The 21,658-nt window shown below is 33.0% G+C and carries 18 protein-coding genes and 1 other RNA gene; 10 read left to right on the forward strand and 9 right to left on the reverse strand.

Annotation, left to right across the window (positions count from 1 at the left end):
* Window positions 1-71 precede the first annotated feature (71 nt).
* The 3 genes from BMX64_RS06165 (at window position 72) to BMX64_RS06175 (ending at window position 3,808) form a co-directional block, all read left to right on the forward strand.
* On the forward strand, window positions 72-2,096 hold the full coding sequence (locus BMX64_RS06165) for a heavy metal translocating P-type ATPase (protein WP_091168484.1): 2,025 nt from the start codon (window positions 72-74) through the stop codon (window positions 2,094-2,096).
* Between the two features lie 76 nt (window positions 2,097-2,172).
* Window positions 2,173-3,306 (forward strand): N-acetyl-alpha-D-glucosaminyl L-malate synthase BshA, encoded by a 1,134-nt coding sequence (gene bshA / locus BMX64_RS06170; protein WP_091168489.1) that lies wholly within the window; start codon window positions 2,173-2,175, stop codon window positions 3,304-3,306.
* A gap of 73 nt (window positions 3,307-3,379) precedes the next feature.
* Window positions 3,380-3,808: a protease complex subunit PrcB family protein gene (locus BMX64_RS06175; RefSeq protein ID WP_091168493.1), complete on the forward strand. Its 429-nt coding sequence runs from the start codon at window positions 3,380-3,382 to the stop codon at window positions 3,806-3,808.
* Between the two features lie 57 nt (window positions 3,809-3,865).
* Here the strand turns inward: BMX64_RS06175 and BMX64_RS06180 are convergent, their stop codons facing one another.
* On the reverse strand, window positions 3,866-4,369 hold the full coding sequence (locus tag BMX64_RS06180; RefSeq protein ID WP_091168496.1) for a hypothetical protein: 504 nt from the start codon (window positions 4,367-4,369) through the stop codon (window positions 3,866-3,868).
* Between the two features lie 137 nt (window positions 4,370-4,506).
* Window positions 4,507-5,325 (reverse strand): UDP-2,3-diacylglucosamine diphosphatase, encoded by an 819-nt coding sequence (locus tag BMX64_RS06185; RefSeq protein ID WP_091168500.1) that lies wholly within the window; start codon window positions 5,323-5,325, stop codon window positions 4,507-4,509.
* Between the two features lie 194 nt (window positions 5,326-5,519).
* Here BMX64_RS06185 and aroC point away from each other — a divergent pair, with 194 nt between their 5' ends.
* The 3 genes from aroC (at window position 5,520) to BMX64_RS06200 (ending at window position 10,306) form a co-directional block, all read left to right on the forward strand.
* Window positions 5,520-6,578 carry a chorismate synthase gene (gene aroC, locus BMX64_RS06190; protein ID WP_091168504.1) on the forward strand — a complete coding sequence of 353 codons (1,059 nt, stop codon included), beginning with the start codon at window positions 5,520-5,522 and terminating at the stop codon, window positions 6,576-6,578.
* A gap of 97 nt (window positions 6,579-6,675) precedes the next feature.
* Window positions 6,676-7,956 carry a dicarboxylate/amino acid:cation symporter gene (locus tag BMX64_RS06195; RefSeq protein ID WP_167543029.1) on the forward strand — a complete coding sequence of 427 codons (1,281 nt, stop codon included), beginning with the start codon at window positions 6,676-6,678 and terminating at the stop codon, window positions 7,954-7,956.
* Window positions 7,957-8,110: 154 nt separating this feature from the next.
* Window positions 8,111-10,306: a response regulator gene (locus BMX64_RS06200; RefSeq protein WP_091168511.1), complete on the forward strand. Its 2,196-nt coding sequence runs from the start codon at window positions 8,111-8,113 to the stop codon at window positions 10,304-10,306.
* Between the two features lie 135 nt (window positions 10,307-10,441).
* Here the strand turns inward: BMX64_RS06200 and BMX64_RS06205 are convergent, their stop codons facing one another.
* The 3 genes from BMX64_RS06205 to BMX64_RS06215 form a co-directional block, all read right to left on the reverse strand.
* Window positions 10,442-10,900 (reverse strand): Hsp20/alpha crystallin family protein, encoded by a 459-nt coding sequence (locus BMX64_RS06205; RefSeq protein ID WP_091168514.1) that lies wholly within the window; start codon window positions 10,898-10,900, stop codon window positions 10,442-10,444.
* A 175-nt stretch (window positions 10,901-11,075) separates the two neighbouring features.
* Window positions 11,076-12,329 (reverse strand): DEAD/DEAH box helicase, encoded by a 1,254-nt coding sequence (locus tag BMX64_RS06210; protein ID WP_091168517.1) that lies wholly within the window; start codon window positions 12,327-12,329, stop codon window positions 11,076-11,078.
* 140 nt (window positions 12,330-12,469) lie between these two features.
* Window positions 12,470-13,501, reverse strand: a complete 1,032-nt coding sequence (locus BMX64_RS06215; protein WP_091168519.1) for a formimidoylglutamase — start codon at window positions 13,499-13,501, stop codon at window positions 12,470-12,472.
* A gap of 99 nt (window positions 13,502-13,600) precedes the next feature.
* Between BMX64_RS06215 and BMX64_RS06220 the strand changes: the two genes are divergently transcribed.
* Window positions 13,601-14,485 (forward strand): hypothetical protein, encoded by an 885-nt coding sequence (locus BMX64_RS06220; protein WP_091168522.1) that lies wholly within the window; start codon window positions 13,601-13,603, stop codon window positions 14,483-14,485.
* 49 nt (window positions 14,486-14,534) lie between these two features.
* On the opposite strand, the gene hutI is transcribed toward BMX64_RS06220, so the two are convergent.
* Together hutI and BMX64_RS06230 are read right to left on the reverse strand one after the other, a co-directional pair.
* Complete coding sequence (hutI, locus tag BMX64_RS06225; RefSeq protein ID WP_091168528.1) at window positions 14,535-15,773, reverse strand: imidazolonepropionase; 1,239 nt, start codon at window positions 15,771-15,773, stop codon at window positions 14,535-14,537.
* Between the two features lie 12 nt (window positions 15,774-15,785).
* Window positions 15,786-16,862 carry a glutaminyl-peptide cyclotransferase gene (locus BMX64_RS06230; RefSeq protein WP_091168532.1) on the reverse strand — a complete coding sequence of 359 codons (1,077 nt, stop codon included), beginning with the start codon at window positions 16,860-16,862 and terminating at the stop codon, window positions 15,786-15,788.
* An 87-nt stretch (window positions 16,863-16,949) separates the two neighbouring features.
* On the opposite strand from BMX64_RS06230, the gene ffs reads away from it, so the two are divergent.
* The 3 genes from ffs (at window position 16,950) to fsa (ending at window position 18,788) form a co-directional block, all read left to right on the forward strand.
* An RNA gene (ffs, locus tag BMX64_RS06235) (signal recognition particle sRNA small type) lies at window positions 16,950-17,047 on the forward strand.
* Window positions 17,048-17,161: 114 nt separating this feature from the next.
* Window positions 17,162-17,965 carry an SDR family oxidoreductase gene (locus BMX64_RS06240; RefSeq protein ID WP_091168535.1) on the forward strand — a complete coding sequence of 268 codons (804 nt, stop codon included), beginning with the start codon at window positions 17,162-17,164 and terminating at the stop codon, window positions 17,963-17,965.
* A 166-nt stretch (window positions 17,966-18,131) separates the two neighbouring features.
* On the forward strand, window positions 18,132-18,788 hold the full coding sequence (gene fsa, locus BMX64_RS06245; RefSeq protein WP_073353076.1) for a fructose-6-phosphate aldolase: 657 nt from the start codon (window positions 18,132-18,134) through the stop codon (window positions 18,786-18,788).
* A 107-nt stretch (window positions 18,789-18,895) separates the two neighbouring features.
* On the opposite strand, the gene BMX64_RS06250 is transcribed toward fsa, so the two are convergent.
* Together BMX64_RS06250 and pdxH are read right to left on the reverse strand one after the other, a co-directional pair.
* A complete protein-coding gene (locus tag BMX64_RS06250; RefSeq protein ID WP_091168539.1) occupies window positions 18,896-20,557 on the reverse strand; it encodes an MFS transporter in 1,662 nt (553 codons plus the stop codon).
* A 398-nt stretch (window positions 20,558-20,955) separates the two neighbouring features.
* The gene (gene pdxH, locus BMX64_RS06255) at window positions 20,956-21,600 is read right to left on the reverse strand and encodes a pyridoxamine 5'-phosphate oxidase (RefSeq protein WP_091168544.1); all 645 of its coding nucleotides are present in this window, start codon (window positions 21,598-21,600) and stop codon (window positions 20,956-20,958) included.
* Window positions 21,601-21,658 lie beyond the last annotated feature (58 nt).

Here is a 21,658-nt window from a genome sequence, read left to right on the forward strand (position 1 = left end):
GAAATAAATGAGAATGGATAACTTTTCAAAAGTTAATTTTGTACTTTTAGAAGCTATAACGTATTGTAATTATGGAGCTCAAACATAAAAATAGCGCTAGTCATCAAATAGTTTGTTGCTCAGTGGAAGAAAATGCAAGTACACCAATTAGTAAAGAAACGGGATGCTGTTCATTAGATAATGATCCTGAAAATCACGTTGTGCACGATCATGACCACAATCATTCAAATGGCAGTGAAGGAACCTTCAAAATGTTTTTACCTTCCATAATAAGTTCAATAATACTAGTAATTGCTTTATTGTTTGATAATTATTTTCCACAATCCTGGTTTAGTGGCTGGATTCGAATTGTATGGTATGTCGTTGCCTATATTCCTGTAGGTTTCCCAGTATTGCAAGAAGCTTTTCAAAGCATATGCAAGGGCGATATTTTTTCTGAATTTTTTTTAATGGGTCTTGCTACAGTTGGTGCTTTTGGTATCGGACAGTATGCTGAAGGTGTTACCGTAATGTTATTTTATGCCATTGGGGAATTATTCCAAATGTTAGCCGTGAAAAGAGCCAAATCGAGTATCAAATCTTTATTAGACCAAAGACCAGATTCTGCAAATGTTATTAAAGGATATGAAACCATTTCAAAAAAAGCTTCGGATATTGTTATTGGAGAAATCATTCAGCTAAAACAAGGTGAAAAATTAGCTTTGGATGGAAAACTGCTGTCAGAACGTGCTACTTTTAATACGGCGGCTTTAACCGGAGAAAGCAAACCGGACACGAAGCAAGTGGGTGAAGCTGTTCTTGCTGGAATGATAAATCTTAATACTGTTGCCCAGGTTGAAGTCACAGCTGTTTTTAGTGACAGTAAATTGTCCAGAATTCTTGAAATGGTTCAGGAAGCCACAGCTAAAAAAGCTACAACCGAATTGTTTATTAGGAAATTCGCCAAAATATATACTCCAATAGTTGTTTTTCTGGCTATCGGAATTTGTTTGATTCCATTGTTATTTGTCGCTGATTATGTTTTCAAAGAATGGCTGTACAGGGCCTTAATTTTCTTGGTGATTTCTTGTCCTTGTGCATTGGTCATTTCTATACCGTTAGGTTATTTTGGCGGAATTGGCGCAGCAAGTAAAAATGGGATTCTGATAAAAGGTTCTACGTTTCTAGATGTTTTAGCAACTATTCAAGTTGTGATTATGGATAAAACAGGAACATTGACAAAGGGCGTTTTTAAAGTCCAAAAAGTGGTAGCTGTTGGGATTTCGGAAGCTGATTTAGTAAAATATACGGCAGCGATTGAAACAAAATCAACGCATCCAGTAGGTTCTGCAATAATTGAATATGCAAAAGATAGTATTAAAGACACTGCTATTACCGAGGTGAAAGAAATTGCGGGACATGGTATGAAAGGTCTGGTAGACGGGAAAGAAATTTTGGTTGGAAGTGCTAAATTAATGAAAAAATTTAATATTAGTTATGATTCTGAAATTGATACGATTCCATTTACAATTATTGTAGTGGCCATCAATCAAAAATATGCAGGTTATTTCCTTATTGCCGATGAGATTAAAGAGGATGCAAAAGAAGCAATCCAGAGTTTACATAAATTAAACATCAAAACGATAATGCTTTCTGGAGACAATCAGGCAATAGTTTCGCTTGTCGCCAAAGAGTTGAACATTGATCATGCATATGGTGATTTATTACCGGAAGGTAAAGTTCAAAAAGTTTCAGAACTCAAGCAACAGAATTTAAAGTTAATATTTGCAGGCGATGGTGTAAATGATGCTCCTGTAATTGCTTTGGCTGATGTAGGAATCGCGATGGGTGCTTTAGGAAGTGATGCAACTATTGAAACTGCCGATGTAGTGATTCAAAACGATCAGCCTACTAAGATTTTCACAGCAATAAATATTGGTAAAAAGACAAAACAAATTGTTTGGCAAAATATTGGTTTAGCATTTTCGGTTAAAGCAATCGTTTTAGTAATGGGTGCAGGAGGATTGGCTACAATGTGGGAGGCTGTTTTTGCAGATGTTGGTGTAGCTTTATTAGCAATTTTGAATGCTGTAAGAATTCAACGAATGAAATTTTAATTTTGAAACTATTTAACTTAAATTTCCATAAAACCCATTCCTATTTTTATTAATTTCGTTTTATTAAAATACATACATGAAAATTGCAATAGTTTGTTATCCTACCTTTGGAGGTAGTGGTGTTGTCGCTACAGAATTAGGTCTTGAATTAGCAAGGCGTGGTCACGAAATACATTTTATAACCTATAGTCAACCAGTGCGTTTGGCACTTTTAAATGCTAATGTGCATTATCACGAAGTAAATGTGCCTGAATATCCATTGTTCCATTATCAGCCTTATGAATTGGCTTTATCAAGCAAACTCGTGGATATGGTGAAACTATATAAAATTGAATTGCTGCATGTTCATTACGCCATCCCTCATGCTTATGCAGGTTACATGGCCAAGCAAATGCTGAAAGATGAAGGGATTGATATCCCAATGATTACCACTTTGCACGGAACGGACATTACTTTAGTAGGAAATCATCCATTTTATAAACCTGCAGTAACTTTCAGTATAAATAAATCTGATTTTGTTACTTCAGTTTCCCAAAGTTTGAAAGATGATACGCTAAAATTATTTAATATAAAAAAGGAGATTGAGGTTATCCCTAATTTTATAGAATTGGACAAAAACGTTAACGATCCTAGCATTGCTTGTCATCGTTCGGTTATGGCTAAGGGAAACGAAAGAATTATTACACATATTAGTAATTTTAGAAAAGTAAAACGAATTCCGGATGTGATTAAAATATTCTATAATATTCAAAAAGAGATTCCGGCTAAATTAATGATGGTTGGTGATGGACCAGAAAAAGAAAAAGCAGAATACTTGTGTCAGGAATTAGGTATTCTAGACAAAGTAATCTTTTTTGGGAATAGCAATGAAATTGACAAAATATTGAGTTATACTGATTTATTCTTGTTGCCATCTGAAACCGAAAGTTTTGGGCTTGCCGCTTTAGAAGCCATGGCTTGGAAAGTACCCGTAATTTCAAGCAATTCAGGAGGACTTCCAGAAGTAAATTTTGATGGTTTTTCAGGTTATTTGAGTGATGTGGGTAATACGGATGAAATGGCTCAAAATGCACTTAAAATTCTAAAAGACGATGCAACTCTTTCTAAGTTCAAAGAAAATGCTTTGTCTGTTGCTGAAAAATTTGATATTAAAAAGATTTTACCGCTCTATGAAGAATTGTACAAAAAAGCTATTAATAAATACCAATAGAATTATCAGTTTTATTAATATTAAAAAGCGAAATGAGCTTTTCAAGCTATCCAATTAATTTAAAAAAAGAACAATGAAAAAAGTTATTCTGTCAGTATTAACGCTAGCTTTAGCTTCTTGTGGAGCTACATCATCGAAAAGTTCGGATGCAAATAAATTGTACGAAGTGCTAACCCAACAAACGAATGGTGGCGCAAGTATTCGTTTTTTTGAGATTCTTTCTGAACCAAACGAAATTAAAATGCTGCAGAATGATGAAAATTTGAAAAATAAGATTAGTTCTGATGATGTTAAGAATGCTAATTTTATTGTTTTGAATATGGGAGAGAAAACAACGGGAGGTTACGCTATTGGAATTCAGAATGTAGTTGAGACCGATAAAAATATAATAGTTACGGTTAAAGAAATTAATCCGGAACCCGGAAGTATGGTAACACAAGCTTTTACCGCTCCTTTTTGTGTAGTCAAAATTAATTCTAAAAAAGAGATTATTATTAAATAAAAAAAAATAGGCTGTTCGTTATGAACAGCCTATTTTATGTAAATTTTCTAATAAATATTAGAATTGGTATCTAAGACCTAATGCGATATCAGAACCATAATTATTTTCGTAATATCCATTTCCTCCAAACTCAGGTCTGAAATCTAAAGATATTAACAATGGAATGTCAAAATTATATTCAATACCGATATCTCCAGCAGCAAATACAAAAGTATCATTAAATGATTCGTTATTGTTGTCATAACTGTAGCTACCTACACCACCACCAACACCTGCATACCAGTTGAAACCACCATCGATGTTCCAAACCCATTGGTATAAAGCAGCTAGTTTGATAGCGTTGTCATCATAACCATTATTGTTGTAATTACTTCTATTTCTCCAACCTAAATCAAGCTCAAGTCTATTGTTGCTTCCTAATGCTCTTTGGTAAGAAAGTTCTCCACCAAAACCATTATTTCCACCTAGACGTAAACCTAATGCATTTTTTGAAATATCCTGTGCTTGTGCTGTAAATGCTAATCCAATTAGCATTATTGCTGATAAAATAATTTTTTTCATAAGTAAATTTTTATAGGAACAAAGGTATGGTTAAGTTCAACATGAAGCTTATAAAATTTTAATGAAAAGTTATATAATTTACACTTTTGTATAATCTTTAAGTTTTTAATAACTAAAATTAATATAAAGTATGCTATTTAAAAAATTATTGACGCAATAAGCTGATTACTCAAAATATCTTCCATTTCAAAAAGATTTTCCTCTTCAGTATAATTGGATTCTGAGTAACGAAATAATTTCCATCGTTTTCTATTGTATTCTAATGCGGTCAAATTTTCAACCCAGTCTCCAGAATTCAAATACATAGTAGCACCATTTTTATTTTCTTTCCGAATCATTTTAGGTTCATGAATGTGGCCACAAATTACATAATCATATTTTTTTTCGATAGCCAATTCAGTTGCCGTTTCTTCAAAATCAGAAATGTGTTTCACGGCCTTTTTTACACTTGCTTTTATTTTTTTAGAAAACGAGTAGGGTTCTTTTCCTATTTTTAATAAACACCAGTTTACAAAACGATTTGAAAGTATCAGATAATCATATCCTAAACCGCCTAATTTTGCAATCCATTTTGAATGTTGTACGGATGCATCAAAAACATCACCATGAAATATCCATGCTTTTTGATCATCGAGATTCAATACTAATTTGTCAACCAGTGCAAAATTGCCCATGTTCATGTCGCTAAACTTCCGGAGCATTTCATCATGATTACCTGTGATGTAGTACACCTTTGTTCCTTTGGATGCTAAACTTATAATTTTTTGTATAACTTTTAAATGTGCTTTTGGAAAATAGGATTTTCGGAACTGCCATACATCTATAATATCACCATTTAATACTAACGTTTTAGGTTTTATGGAAGATAAATAATTATAAAGTTCTTTAGCATGGCTTCCAAAAGTTCCCAGATGTACATCTGAAATCACCACTAACTCTACTTTTCGTTTTTTCAAGGTATTTAAATTTGAAGTTTACCAAATTAATAGAATTATTAGCAATAGAAATGGAATTAAAGGTTAAGAAATCTAATACAAGATTAATTTAATAACAATAAATGTGAAATGTTTCTTAAAACTTTACCTTGAAATGTCGGGATAAACTTTTGAACTTTAAACTAAAATGGTACTTTTGTTCAAAACGAATTATAATGGCAGGAAATAGCTACGGAACATTATTTAGGATAACAACTTTTGGAGAATCTCATGGGGACGCTTTAGGCGGAATAATAGACGGTTGTCCTCCTGGAATCACAATAGATTTAGAAGCGATTCAATTCGAAATGTCACGAAGAAAGCCGGGTCAATCTGCTATAGTTACCCAACGCAAAGAACCGGATGATGTACAATTTCTCTCTGGAATTTTTGAAGGAAAAACTACAGGAACTCCAATTGGTTTTATTATTCCTAACACCAATCAAAAATCAGACGATTACTCCCATATAAAAGATAATTACAGACCCAGTCATGCCGATTACGTATATGAAAAAAAATACGGAGTTCGTGATTATCGTGGCGGAGGTCGCAGCTCTGCCCGTGAAACGGCAAGTAGAGTAGTTGCAGGAGCCGTTGCTAAACAAATGTTGCCAGAAATCAAAATCAATGCTTACGTATCATCTGTAGGACCAATTTATTTAAATAAATCGTATCAGGAATTGGATTTTTCTAAAACTGAAAATAATCCGGTTCGCTGTCCTGATGAAGAATCAGCAGTAATCATGGAGGAATACATACGTGATATTCGCAAACAAGGTGATACAGTAGGAGGAACCGTAACATGTGTGATTCAAAATGTACCTATTGGTCTGGGAGAACCAGTTTTTGACAAACTTCATGCGGAACTTGGCAAAGCAATGCTCTCCATAAACGCCGTAAAAGGATTTGAATTTGGAAGTGGTTTTGATGGAGCTAAGATGAAAGGTAGTGAGCATAATGATTTATACAACACTGATGGAACTACTAAAACTAATCTTTCAGGCGGAATTCAAGGTGGTATCAGCAACGGAATGGATATTTATTTCCGTGTTGCTTTCAAACCTGTGGCAACAATCATGCAAAAACAAGAGTCGTTAGACAATAAAGGCAATATTACTGAAATGACTGGAAAAGGACGTCATGACCCTTGTGTTGTTCCACGTGCTGTACCTATTGTTGAAGCAATGGCAGCCATTGTATTAGCTGATTTTTATTTGATAAACAAAACATATTAATACTAATTTTTGGTGCTTTTCGTGTTTTTACATTATCGTTTCGCAAAAAAAGATATAGTTCAATCAGGACCAGTCCGATAACCTAATAACCAATTTAATGAATACCAATACAACTAAAAAACCATCTTTTTTTTCAGGATTAACCGGTCAAATATTAATAGCTATGGTTTTAGGTGCCATTTTAGGCATCATAATTCATAATTCAATTACTGTAGAAGCAGCACAATCATTTAGTGCCAAAATTAAAATACTCGCTACCGTATTTATTAGATTAGTTCAGATGATTATTTCACCATTAGTTTTTACCACTCTTGTTGTGGGAATTGCTAAACTGGGTGACATCAAAGCAGTAGGAAGAATAGGGGGGAAAGCAATGGGCTGGTTCTTTACAGCTTCATTTATCTCTTTATTATTAGGGATGTTTTTTGTAAATGTATTAGAGCCTGGAGTTGGTCTTAATTTATCAAATGTTGATTTAGAATCTGTTTCAGAGGTGACGGCAAAAACACAAAATATTTCATTTGAAAACTTTATTGAGCATATTGTCCCAAAAAGTATTTTTGAAGCAATGGCAACTAATGAAATTTTACAAATTGTGATTTTCTCCATTTTCTTTGGTCTGGCGGCAGCATCTTTAGGAGATTATGTAAAACCAGTGATCAATGCATTGGATAAAACATCGCATATTGTACTTAAAATGGTAAATTATGTAATGAAGTTTGCTCCAATAGGAGTTTTCGGAGCTATTGCAGGAGTTTTTGCAGTAAGAGATTTTCAGGAATTAGCGATTACCTATTTTAAATTTTTTGGTTCTTTTTTAATTGGAATTTCGTCAATTTGGCTAGTATTGATATTGATAGGGTATATTTTTCTTAAAAGCAGAATGACTGTTCTTCTTAAAAGAATCGTAGGGCCAATAATTATTGCTTTTGGAACAACAAGTAGTGAAGCCGTTTTTCCAAAACTCACGGAAGAACTAGAGCGTTTTGGTGTAAAAGACAGAATTGTTTCTTTTATGTTGCCATTAGGATATTCTTTTAATTTGGATGGAAGCATGATGTATATGACTTTTGCAAGTATTTTTATTGCACAAGCATACGGCATTGATTTAGATTTAGGTACACAAATGACAATGCTTTTAGTTCTGATGCTTACCAGCAAAGGAATTGCAGGTGTACCAAGAGCAAGTTTAGTAGTTGTTGCTGCAACCTGTGGCATGTTTGATATTCCAATTGAAGGAATCGCTTTAATTTTACCAATAGATCATTTTTGTGATATGTTTCGTAGCGCAACTAATGTTTTAGGAAATGCCTTAGCAACATCAGTAGTAGGACAATGGGAAGGTGATGATAAAAATGAAGATACAATTGCTGAATAGTTAAAGAAATCGGTAGTAAATAGTATAGTAAACCTGTTCAATTATTTGAACAGGTTTTTTTGTGTTTTAAATGGTTTCTGAATTCTATTTAATTTTAATATTTATCCTATTTTTTTTATTAATAAAATGTATATTTGATAAACTTTAATTGGTTATGTATCAGATACGTATTGTTTTGTTTGTGTTATTACTGTTAAATTCTTTAAGCGATAATTTATTTGCTCAGACAAAATTATTTTCTAAAAAAGAAATTAGAAAATTAACGGATCAAGCTTCCCAATATTTAAAGGATGCTAATTTTGAAAAATCCTTGGAGAGTTCCAAACTCGCATTGCATCACTCTATTTCTACCAATAATAGTTATTACACAACCATATCCTATAATACAATTGCAGCTAATTATGCTGAACTGGCCGAATTTGATAAAGCTATTTTTTTTTATAACAAAGGGTTATTCTACGCTAATAGAACTAATAATGATACTTTAAAAAATCATATAAATAATAATTTAGGCAATATCTATTGCTTTGAAAAAAAACAATATGAAAAAGGAATAAATTATTATAAAAATTCCCTTACGTATAGCCAAAAAAATGCTGATACAAGTCAAATTTTTTTAACCAAACTTAATATTGCTTGGGCATATTTTGATATTGGTGATTTTCAAAAAGGATACCCAAGTTTAGAGTTCGTCAATAAATATGATACTAAATATGGTGATCAAACCACTGCAGGAGCTATAAATATGCTGAACGGAATGTACTATGGTTATAAAGGGAATCATGAAAAAGCGACTACCTATTTTTTGAATGCTATAAAATTTGGAAAGGAAGCAAACCAGAAATCAGATTTATCCTTTGCACACCTCGAATATTCCAGATATTTATTAATTAAAGGAGATTATAAAAAAGCTTACGAAAACCTCTCGAACTATAATAAAATTACAGAAGAACTTTATAATAAAGAAAAACTAGAGAAAGCAAATGTTGCCGGAATAAATGTTGAATTAGACGAATACAAAAGAGAGATTGATAAAATTGAAAATGAAAAGGACATACAACTTCAAAGTTTAGAAAAATCTAAAATGATAGTTTTGTTGTTCACAGTAATTTTTATAGTGTTGTTGTTGTTGATTTATACGTTATTCAGAAATAATAATTTCAAGAAAAAAACGAATGCAGAGCTTTCTAAGACGAATAAAGAGCTCATAATTGCTAAAGAAAAAGCTGAAGAAGTCTCTGTGTTAAAATCACAATTTGTCTCTACTATAAGTCATGAATTACGGACACCTCTATATGGTGTTGTAGGAATTACAAATATGCTTCTTGATGAACATAAAGAATTAGCGGATAGTCCGCATTTAAGTTCGCTTAAATTTTCTGCCAGATATTTATTGTCACTTGTGAATGATATTCTTCAAATTAATAAAATTGAAGACAACAGAATTATTCTTGAAAATTTGACTTTTAATATTTCAGATGAAATTAATATGATCAAAAATTCGCTTTCATTCTTAGCTAAAAATAATAATAATTTTATTTTAGTAAATATCGATCCGGCAGTTCCGGAATATTTAATAGGAGATAAGTTAAGACTCTCTCAAATCATCATGAATCTTGTCAGTAATGCATTGAAATTTACTAATAATGGAGAAGTAATTATAAATGTGAATTTAGAAAAAATAGAGAATAAATCTCATTTTATTGAATTTCAAATTAAGGATAACGGTATAGGGATTGCATCAGCTGACCAAGATAAGATTTTTGATAAATTTGTGCAGGTTGGTAGAAAAGAAACTGACTATCAAGGAACCGGTCTTGGACTTTCTATTGTAAAACAATTGTTAGGATTATTTAATAGTTCTATTGCTCTTCAAAGCGCCATTGGAAAGGGAACAGAATTCAAATTTGTAATTGCATTTGAATTTAATCCTGATAAAACCTATGAGATTATCAATAACATACAAGTCAACATGAACGCTACTCAAATGATCAATGTTTTAGTAGTTGAGGATAATCATATAAATCAGTTAGTGACTAAAAAGACCATCGAAAAGAATAACTATAAATGCAGCGTTGTTGATAATGGATACGCTGCCTTGGAGATATTAGATAAAGAAAGTTTTGATTTAATCTTGATGGATATCAATATGCCTCTAATAAATGGTTTTGAAACTACCAGAAAAATTCGGCTTAAAGGAATTGATATTCCAATTGTGGCTTTAACTGCGTTTGATAAGTCAGAAATAACTGAAGAGTCAATTTCAGCTGGAATCAATGATATTATCATAAAACCTTTTGATTCGGTAAAATTATTTAAAATCATCAATATTTTAGTGTCAAAAAATTAAAGAGCTATTTGTTTGCACTTTTTAGTTGTGATTTGATGATTAATTTTTTAATAAGTATTTCTTAATTTAGGAATCAATCTTAAAAACAGTTAAGCCTTTAAAACCAAAAGATCAGTTTTAAAGGCTTAGCTGTTTTTATTTTATGGCAATAGTTTTATTGGCTCTTTTCTTAACGCCTTCTTTTTTTGCAATTGTAACATGGAGAATTCCATCTTTATAACTTGCTTCTATTTTATTTTCATCTATGTATTCTGGCAACGTGAAAGATCTGAAAAAAGATTGATAGTTAAATTCTTTTCTAACATAATTGTCTTTTTTTCGTGTTTCTTCTTTTTGTTCTTCTTTCTCTGAAGAAATTGTAAGCATATTATTGTCAATTTCAACTTTGAAATCTTCTTTTTTCATACCAAGAACAGCCATATCAACTTCTAATTTATCATCTGTTTCTTTTAAGTTTACAGAAGGTAAATTACTGCCAATCGCCGTAAAATTTTTATCTGACCAATCAAAAATATCTTTGGTCGATAAAAAATCATCAAAAAAGGTATTCACTGACGGGAATAAACCACCGTTTCTTTTAACTAAAGTTTCCATAAGTTTTAATTTTAAAGGTTTTAAATAATTAAAATCAAATTTAATGATATTATTTATTTTAAAATCATATTTAGTAATTAAAACATTGATAACTAGTATATTGACGTCGAACGGTGTGTTTTTACAAAAGTTAAAAAGAGCTTTCTTACAGAAGCTTTATTTGTATTAAATAGAATTAGTACCAGCGTTTTTTATTCTGTTTAGAAACTTCTGATTTTCTGGATTTATGTGCTCCACCGCTTCTGTTTGAGTTTTTTTGAGTTGCACCAGGAGCAGTTTCCGGACTTCCTGAATGCCAACCGTACGGATGATCACTTACTATTTTTACATCCACTTTTATTAATTTTTGAATGTCTTTCCAATACTGATGCTCATCTTTGCTGCAAAAAGAAATTGAAATACCTTCATTTCCTGCACGACCGGTTCTACCTATTCTATGAACATAAGTTTCTGGAATATTTGGTAAATCAAAATTAATGACAAATGGCAATTGGTCAATATCAATTCCTCTAGCTGCAATATCAGTAGCTACTAAAACATTGACTTCTTTGTTTTTGAATCCTTCTAAAACGCGTTGTCTTGCATTTTGAGACTTATCTCCATGAATAGCTTCGGCTGCAATATCGTGTTTTCGCAACGCTTTTACAACATTGTCAGCTCCATGTTTCGTTCTTGAAAAAACCAAAACATTAGACAGATTTTCGTTTTTAATTAAATGATATAGTAGATTTCTCTTTTCTGCCTTTTCAACAAAATAAACACGTTGTTCTACATTTTCAGCAGTTGATGAAACTGGAGAAACGGTAACTGTTGCAGGATCTTTTAGAAACATTTCGGCCAATTCTCTTATGGCCATTGGCATTGTTGCTGAGAAAAAAAGTGTTTGTCTGTTATTAGGGGTCAATTTCACAATTTTTTTGACGTCATTAACAAATCCCATATCAAGCATTTGATCGGCCTCATCTAGCACCAAAGTGTGTAAATGGTCTAAATCGATAAAACCTTGTTTTACTAAGTCTAGCAAACGTCCCGGAGTTGCAATCAGGATATCAATTCCTTTTTTTAGCATCTCTACTTGTGGCACTTGTGAAACTCCTCCAAAAATAGTCAGTTGAACTAAATTTGTATATTTTCCATATTGGTCAAAATTCTGGCCAATTTGGACGGCTAATTCTCTTGTAGGTGTAATAATCAGGGCACGGATTGGACTTGCTTTTTTTGATGAACCCACAATTCTATGCAATTGATGAATAATAGGGATGGCAAAAGCAGCAGTTTTTCCGGTACCGGTTTGAGCGCAACCAATCATATCTCTTCCTGATAAAACGATTGGAATAGCTTGTTCTTGTATTGGAGTTGCTTCTAAATAGCCTTGTTCAAATACGGCTTTTTGTATACTTTTTGAAAGTGGTAAATCTTCGAATAACATATTTTTGATATTAAAAATCTTGTATTAAGTACATAGATAGTACTGCAAAGATAGTATTAATATTTTTGATGACTGTTTATATGATATTCAGGATTCAAATTTATAGATCGTAAACTGAAAAAGGAATCAATACAATAGATTTATGGATTATTTGATTTAATGAAATCAGTAATAAGATAGCCAATAAGTTTACCTATTAAATGGTTGTTTTTTTCTTCTCCTAAATCGGGGGCGCCTTCACAAATGTGCAAGTAGGTAGCATTTTTGTTTTTTGCAAAAAACGAAATAAACTGGCGAAGTTGCTCGACTGAAAAACCGCTCATTGTCATGGCACTGCATGCAATATTTGGAATGGCATCCAAGTCAATTTCAATTCCGAAAAAGTCATCATTTATAAATTCTAAAGCATTAGCCATTTCTAAATCAAATTCTTTTTCTTTTCGAATGTTTACGCTATCATAGGTATTAAAACGTACACGATCTTCTATTTTTTTAATGATATCTAAAACACTTTTAGAAGTGTAATTTTCGTGTAAACCAAAAATAAAATATTTTTTCAAAAAACCTTCTTCATAAGCATATGAAAAACCATTACCGCTGTGCCTTCCTTCAAGAATTCTAAAATCAGAATGAGCGTCAAAATTGATGGCATTTATGGGTTTGCCTTTGGCTAGAGCTGATCCTTTTATATTGCCGTAGGAGTTGTTGTGTCCGCCACCGATAACAATAGGAGTTTTTCCTAGTTTTACAAGATTAAAAATGATATGAGAAACATCCTTATCTATTTTATCGACTAATTGGCTTAATTTAGAACGATCATTACTATCATTAAAATCTAAATTTTGAACCTCTTCCATTGCTTCACTCACATCTAACTGCCCTAAGATAATTAGCTGACTTCCTTTGCAAAAACGATTGTGCTGAATGTTAGCAATACTTTTTATGGAACTATCCCATGCAGAAGCCGCTCCAGGTCTTCCAAAATTTGCTCTTACGCCAATATCTTCCGGTATTCCAAATAGGACATATTTTGCTTCGCAAGTTTTTAAAAACTCAATAGTATCAGTCTCTTTTGGAACGGTTATCATTTTTTCTCCAAATTTTATTTCACCACTTCTGTGGTTCGTAATTTTTGCAAGATCATTGATTGTAAACGGGATAATTTTTTCCATTAAAAAAAATATTTTTCCCAAAAATAATATAATTGCATCAACTGACGTTATAACGTGGTTATATATTGTTAAATTTGTAAAAAATAAATTAAATACAAGATGGAAAATCAAAAAAGCAGTTCAAGTCTTAAAGCAGTCGTAGCGATATTAGCTATTTTATTAGTGGGAAGTTTAGTTTATATTTTTAAAATGACCTCCGATGCTGATGTAGTAAAAACAGAATTGAAAACGACATTAACTGAAAAAGAATCAGTTATGAAAGATTTGCAAGAATTAAAATCAACTTATGATGCTGCCATTGCAGAAAATACATCTATGTCTGATGAGTTAATTCAAGAAAGAGATAAAGTGGTGAACTTAATGTCTGATTTAAACAAATCTAAAGGCGATGTTGCTTCAATGTCTAAGTATAGATCACAATTCATTTCTTTACAAGGGAATATGAAAGTTTTAATGGCAGAAAATGAAGGATTGAAAAAACAAAATACAACTTTAACTACACAACGTGATAGTACAGTAGTAGTATTAGGAGAATCTAAAAAATACAATGAAGCATTAGTTGGGCAAAATGAAGAATTAGCAAAAGCGGTTGAAATTGGTTCAAAATTAACAGTTTTAAACACAAGAGGATCAGCTTTTAAATTAAGAAGCTCTGGTAAACAAATTGAAACAGACAAGGCAAGTAGAGCTGATGTTCTTAGAGTTAGTTTTACAATTGCTGAAAACCAAATTGCTAAATCTGGCGATAAAACATATTATGTTCAAGTTATTGACAGTAAAAATAATGTTTTGGGTGATAAAAAAACAGAGGCTTTTGGAGATAATACTTTAATATATAGTTTTTTAACGAATGTTAAATATGAAAATAAAACAATTCAAGTAACTGAAGATTTAAGAGGGAAAGATTTTGCTAAAGGAACGTATTTTATCAATATTTTCGATAAAGATGTTTTAGTTTCAAAAACTAGTTTTGTATTGAGATAATCAATTACTGTAATAAAATAAAAAAGAGGAACGTAATGTTCCTCTTTTTTTATGCAAAAATTTTACCTTCTAAAAGTACAGTTTCAATCAGATTGCTGCCAAAAGCATAAGGAATTTGATAGTAGGAGGGAATGGGTTTTGTGATAATTAGATTTGCTTTTTTGCCAATGGTGATGCTTCCGTGAGTTTCAGAAATTCCCATGGCATAAGCTCCATTTATTGTGGCGGCATTTATGGCTTCTTCGGGAGTCATTTTCATTTTGATGCAAGCAGTTGCTACAACAAAATTCATATTTCCGGATGGAGTAGAACCCGGATTGTAATCCGTTGCGAGAGCGAGAGGAAGTCCTGCCGCGATCATTACTCGTGCTGGAGTGTAAGGAATACTCAAAAAATAAGAGCAAGATGGTAATGCAACAGGCATTGTTTCAGTATTTTTCAACGCTTCAATATCTTCCGGTTTCATTACTTCTAGATGATCTACGGAAAGTGCATTGTGTTTTATTCCCGTCTGAATTCCTCCAATGGAGTTGAACTGATTGACATGGATCTTTGGCTTTAAGCCAAATTTAATTCCCGCTTCGATGATTTTTTGGGTTTCTTCAACAGTAAAATAACCCGTTTCACAAAATACATCGATGAAATCTGCCAGTTTATTTTCAGCAATTTCAGGGAGCATTTCATTGATGATTAAATCGATATAACCTTTATGGTTTGTTGCGTATTCAGATGGGAAAGCGTGAGCACCCAGAAAAGTTGCTTTAATGGTAACGGGATAATTTTGAGCTAATCTTTGAATAACGCGAAGCATTTTCAATTCTCCATCAACGGTTAATCCATATCCCGATTTGATTTCTACTGCTCCGGTTCCCAAATGCATGACTTCTTCCAGTCGTGTTTTGGATTGTTGGTAGATTTCTTCTTCAGAAGTTTCGTTCAGTTTTTTAGCTGAATTTAGGATTCCACCGCCACGATTAGCGATTTCTTCATAAGTCAAACCATTGATTCGATCTACAAATTCCTGTTCCCGATTTCCCGCATACACAATATGGGTATGGCTGTCACACCAAGAAGGTAAAACTATTTTTCCGTCTGCATCAATGCACTTTTCTGGATTTATGTTAGGCAAATCCTCCATAGAGCCAAAATCAGAAATAAGTCCATTTTTAAGTACTAAATAGGCATTTTTGATAGTGGGTAGAACCGCCATTTCAGCACCCGATACTTTCAAAATTGAAGAATCCCTAACCTGAAGCAACTCTTTGATATTGATGATTAATGTTGTCATTTTATATGATAATTATTCAGAAACTTTGATTTCAAACATTTTGTTCCAGTTTTTTCCTGTTACAAAAATGGTTTTTGTTTTTGGGTTGTAGGCAATTCCGTTTAGGACATCCGTATCCGGTAATTGAGTTATTTTTTTCTTCAAATCGGCAAGATTGATAATTGCTTCAACGGCTCCATTTTTTGGATTGATGACAGCAATAGCATCTTTTTGATACACATTTCCATAAATTTTCCCGTCAATCCATTCGAGTTCGTTAACTGCTTTTATTTTTGTTTCAAAGGAATACACGTTCAAGTAATCTACTTCTTTAAATGTGGTTGGGTCAATAATCCAAATTTTTTCGGTTCCGTCGGATTGGTATAAATATTTACCATCATTAGTCAATCCCCAACCTTCAATAGGTTTAAAATACGTAAACGTTTTTTCTTTTTTGAAAGTGTCTGCGTCATAAACGTATCCTTCATTATTTTGCCAAGTCAATTGGTACACTTTATTTTTTAAAATCGTAATTCCTTCACCAAAATAGTTGTCGGCCAATTCCACTTTTTTATAAACTTCTCCAGTTTTATAATTTGTTTTTCTTAAGCTGGAAATTCCTTTTATTCCGGTACTATTTCCTGAGCCGTTTCCAGTTCCTTCATAGAGTGTGTCTCGGTAAAATTCTAGCCCTTGCGTGTATGCTTGAATATCGTGCGGATAGGTATTTACGATGGTGTATTTTAATAATTTTGGTTGAATATCAGAAACTAATTCTACTCTAGTGGTAGCTTCTGAGTTTTGACCTTCGTAATAGACCAAAGCTTTTAGGTTTTGATAACCCAATTTTTGATCTTTCAATTCAAAAGTTAGTTTGTCAACTCCTTTTTTTGAACCAATTTTTTTGTCATTTACATAGTAGATAACGCTGTCAATAGTTTTGGAATTGGAGTTCAAAATTTCCAAAGAAAGCACTTCCTGTGGTTGATATTGTTCTTTAAATTTAGAATTATCAAAGGCAAATAAAGTATTTTCACCTTTTTTTGTTTCATTGCAACTTGCTAAGGTGATTCCTAATAAAATGACAGATAGGAAGTTATAGTTTTTCATGATTTCTTTTTTTGTTGTACCAATATACAATGTTATTTTTAATGATTAAAGCTCTTGTAAAAATATAAAAAGATTGTATATTTGCACCGGCAAGTCCTACACGACCAGCTCCTGCAGACTCCCCCAGGATGGGAACATAGCAAGGGTACGTGGTTGAGCGGTGCGATGTAGGTCGCTTGCCATTTTTTTTAATCTTCCATTTTGGAAGATTTTTTTTTGAATTATTTCGTACAAAAGTAGTCTTCCTTCGGGAGGATTTTTTTATTTTTGAACCTTTCGTATCATAAACAGCAACAATAATGAATAAAGTAGTTCTAATTACAGGAGGTTCTTCAGGAATAGGAAAATCTATTGGAGAGTTTTTGCATCATAAAGGTTTTGTTGTGTATGGAACCAGTAGGAATCCGGATCGAATTTTGAATTCGGTTTTTCCTTTAGTGGCTTTGGACGTTCGGGATGCGGATTCGATTCATGCGGCTGTTGTCAAAGTGATTGCGACTTCCGGAAGATTGGATGTTGTCATTAACAACGCTGGTGTTGGGATTACGGGACCACTGGAGGAAATTCCAATGCATGAAATCAAGAATAATTTTGAGACTAATCTTTTTGGTCCAATTGAAGTGATGAAAGCGGTTTTGCCCCAAATGCGTGCGCAAAGCTCGGGTTTGATTATTAATGTTACTTCGATTGCGGGTTATATGGGCTTGCCGTATCGAAGTGTTTATTCTGCTTCAAAAGGGGCGTTAGAACTCATAACAGAAGCGATGCGTATGGAAGTGAAGTCGTTTGGTGTTCATATTACCAATGTGGCTCCGGGAGATTTCGCTACTAATATTGCTTCGGGACGTTTTCACGCTCCTTTAATTAAAGGTTCTGCTTATGAAATTCCGTATGGCAATACCCTCAAAACAATAGATGAGCATGTGGACAGCGGCAGTAATCCGAATGAAATGGCCGAAGCGGTCTATCAGATTATCCAAACTCCGGAACCTAAAATTCATTATAAAGTGGGCGTTTTTATGCAAAAAATCTCTATTGTTTTGAAGAGAATTTTACCCGATAAAGTATATGAAAAAATGCTGATGAACCATTATAAATTGTAATTTTGCACGAAATTTGTGAGCGTGAGGGATTGCAGTGAAAATCCTTTCTAGTCCTGAACTTGTTTCAGGATCCTGAAACAAGTTCAGGACTAGAAAGATTGCAGCGGAAAGCCCGACCCTTGGGTCACGCCCAAAGAATTAGAAACACACAATTAAATTATATAATATGAAATTTTTTATTGACACGGCTAATTTAGCTCAGATTAAGGAAGCACAGGCATTAGGCGTTTTGGATGGCGTTACAACCAATCCTTCGTTGATGGCCAAAGAGGGAATTACAGGAAAAAACAGCATTTTGAAGCATTATGTTGACATTTGTAACCTAGTTGATGGTGATGTAAGTGCCGAAGTTAATGCTTTGGATTACGACGGAATGATTAAAGAAGGAGAAGAATTAGCAGATTTACACGAGCAAATCGTAGTAAAATTGCCTATGACTAAAGAAGGAGTGATGGCTGCTAAATACTTTTCGGATAAAGGAATAAAAACGAATGTGACTTTAGTATTCTCAGCAGGACAGGCTTTATTGGCTGCAAAAGCGGGAGCTACTTATGTTTCTCCATTCATTGGTCGTTTAGATGATGTATCTACAGACGGTTTGGCTTTGATTGAAGAAATCAGATTGATTTATGATAACTACGGTTATGAAACTCAAATTCTGGCTGCTTCAGTTCGTCACACTATGCACATTGTAAACTGTGCAAAAATTGGAGCTGATGTGATGACCGGACCATTATCTGCTATTTATGGTTTGTTGAAACACCCATTGACTGATATTGGATTGGCACAGTTTGTGGCTGATTTTGAGAAAGGAAATAAATAAAAAAGTTTTCAGTGAGCAGTTTTCTGTCTCAGTTAAATAAAAAAATCCCATTTCAAATTTGAAATGGGATTTTTTGTTGGTTTGGTTTTGGTTAGTTTGTTTTGAAATTAGTGTGCTCCACCAACTTCTATTTCTTTTCCAATTCCTTGTTTTTCTAGAATTCCAATTACTTTCCATCCGTAGAAAGCGATGAAAGCGAAACATAAAACAGGAATGAAGTAAGACGTATGAATTCCGATGATATCCGCTAGTTTTCCTTGTAACGGCGGAATAATTCCACCACCCAAAATCATCATTACCAAGAAGGCTGAACCTTGAGACGTGTATTTTCCTAAACCTGCAATTGCTAATGAGAAAATAGATGGCCACATGATACTTAAAAATAATCCACCGCTCATAAAAGCAAAAATAGCAATCGTTCCCGTAGTGAATAAACCAATAAGCATGGCTGTCATTCCCATTATACCAAAAATCATAAGTGTTCTTGAAGGTTGGTCTTTTCCTAAAAAGAAACCAGCGATTTGGAACAAAATTACAAATGCGTACGCATATAAAGGCGTTACATCTTGTCCGGAAATGGCGTTAGCAGCTAATACTACTCCAAACGCTATATAAGGAACAACGATAAGTAAAATTTTCTTTAGTTGAGATGATGGGTTGAAAACCGTAATGGCTCCCGCCCAACGTCCAATCATTAAACTTCCCCAGTACATAGACATGTAAGGCGCTAAAGCTGGACCTGAAATAGAACCAAAATCAGCCGTTACCAATAATTCACCAAGGTTACTTCCTATAGTTACTTCGACACCTACATAAGCGAAAAGGGCTAACATTCCTAAAACTAATTGAGGGTATTTCATGGCTCCCCATCCTTCAGGATTTTTTTGAGCAGTCGTGTTAGCAAATAATAATCCGATAACGACCACTAAAAGGGTGGAAACTGTTAAGGCTAATCCTAAGTAATCTTTTTCTTTATTCTCTATAAAACGAGTGATAAATTCAGGCTCTTCGTAACGAGAAAAGATGTAAGCAAAAATAGCGACCAAAATTACAGTGATGGCAATTAAGGTTTTCATTGCTTTATTCGCCGTTTCAAAAGTAGAATCACTTTTTCCAGCCGGTAACTTTTTAGAAAAATGGAATAGAGCTGCTGCCAATAAAAACAGTCCTCCAACAAATACATACAAGATTCTCATTGAATCTAATGAATCTGGTTTTTGAGCATATTCTTCAATATTTACACCTGCGATAACGCCAAATAAGGCGATTGAAACAACTATTGGTCCTATCGTGGTTCCCAATGAATTGATTCCTCCTGCAAGATTCAATCTGCTGGAAGCTGAATGAGGTTCACCAAGAGACGCTGCAAACGGCTGTGCCGATGTTTGTTGTAATGAAAAACCAAGTGCTACAATAAATAACGCACCAAGAATAAACAAATAACTTCCTTGTGTTACCGCTACTATCATTAATACGGCTCCAAATGTACTGATCAATAATCCGTAAATAATTCCCTTTTTGAATCCCCAACCGTTTAGAATATCTTTTTTGGCGATGCTGCTAAAAATGAAAAGCAATAAAGCACCAATATAATAAGCACCATAAAAAGCAAAATCAATAAGTTGACTTTGAAATTGGTCTAAGCCAAATTTAGCTTTGCAAAATGGAATAAAAATTCCGTTTGATGCTCCAATAAAACCCCAAAAGAAAAATACGGTTATGAGTGTATAAAGCGCGGAATTGTTAGACTTGGTTTGTTCTGAATTCATAAGAATAAATTGGTTAATGATTATGGCTACATAGTTTTGTAGCTGTAAGACCGTAAATATATTTGTTAAGTAAATTAAAAAAAAATAATTTAGAATAAATATTGTTAGAATTATAGAATAACCAATGTTTGTTGAAAAAACCTGCTTTTTCTTTAATATTTTTTTTCTATTTAAATTTTTTTTAATCTGATTTTATTCAGAAATCCTGATTTTTAAATTTTAATATAGGTACGTATTGTTATTGTTTCATTTGCTAGATAAACAGCGTTTTATATGAAAACCGGAATAATAATTGGGTTTTATGAATAAGGAAAACCTTGTCTTTTAATCATGGGAGGTAATTATAATTTTTGCAAAACATATTTGTAAATTAATTAAAATTTGTTTTATGTATTTAATTATGGAGACAAACGTTCTATTTTCCAAGAATAATCTTCTTGACTTGTATAACGTATTCTATCATGTAATCGATTCGGCCTTCCTTGCCAAAATTCTACCTCTAAAGGAGTTACTAAAAATCCTCCCCAATGCTTCGGTCTTGGAATTACCATGCTCTCAAAATCTTTTTCTAACTGCTTCAAGTTTTCCTCTAAATAGTCTCTGGAAGGTACCACTTCACTTTGGTTGGACACAATTGCTCCCAATTTGCTGCCATCGGGTCTGGATTCAAAATAACTATCAGAGGTTATTTCCGAAGTTCTTTTTGCAATTCCCTTGATGATTACCTGACGTTCCATAGTATGCCAAAAAAAGGAAAGACATATTTTAGGATTTTCGGCAATAGCTTTACCTTTTTCTGAATTGTAATTGGTATAAAAAATAAACCCATCTTCGTTAAATTTTTTCAATAAAACAACTCTGGATTTAGGAAAACCATCTAGACCAATTGTAGAAACGGTCATTGCATTTACTTCTTCATTAGCTCCAAAATCTTCTGCCTCATGAAACCATCTGTTAAACAAGTTTATTGGATCTTCTGGAATATTCGATTCTAATAATTCACTCTTTTCGTAAGATTTTCTATAATCACTTAAGTCACTCATAATTTATATTTTAAAAATGTGATTGCTGAACCATTCGATTTAAAATCATCGAAAAATT

Source organism: Flavobacterium sinopsychrotolerans (assembly GCF_900110375.1).
GTDB lineage: Bacteria > Bacteroidota > Bacteroidia > Flavobacteriales > Flavobacteriaceae > Flavobacterium > Flavobacterium sinopsychrotolerans.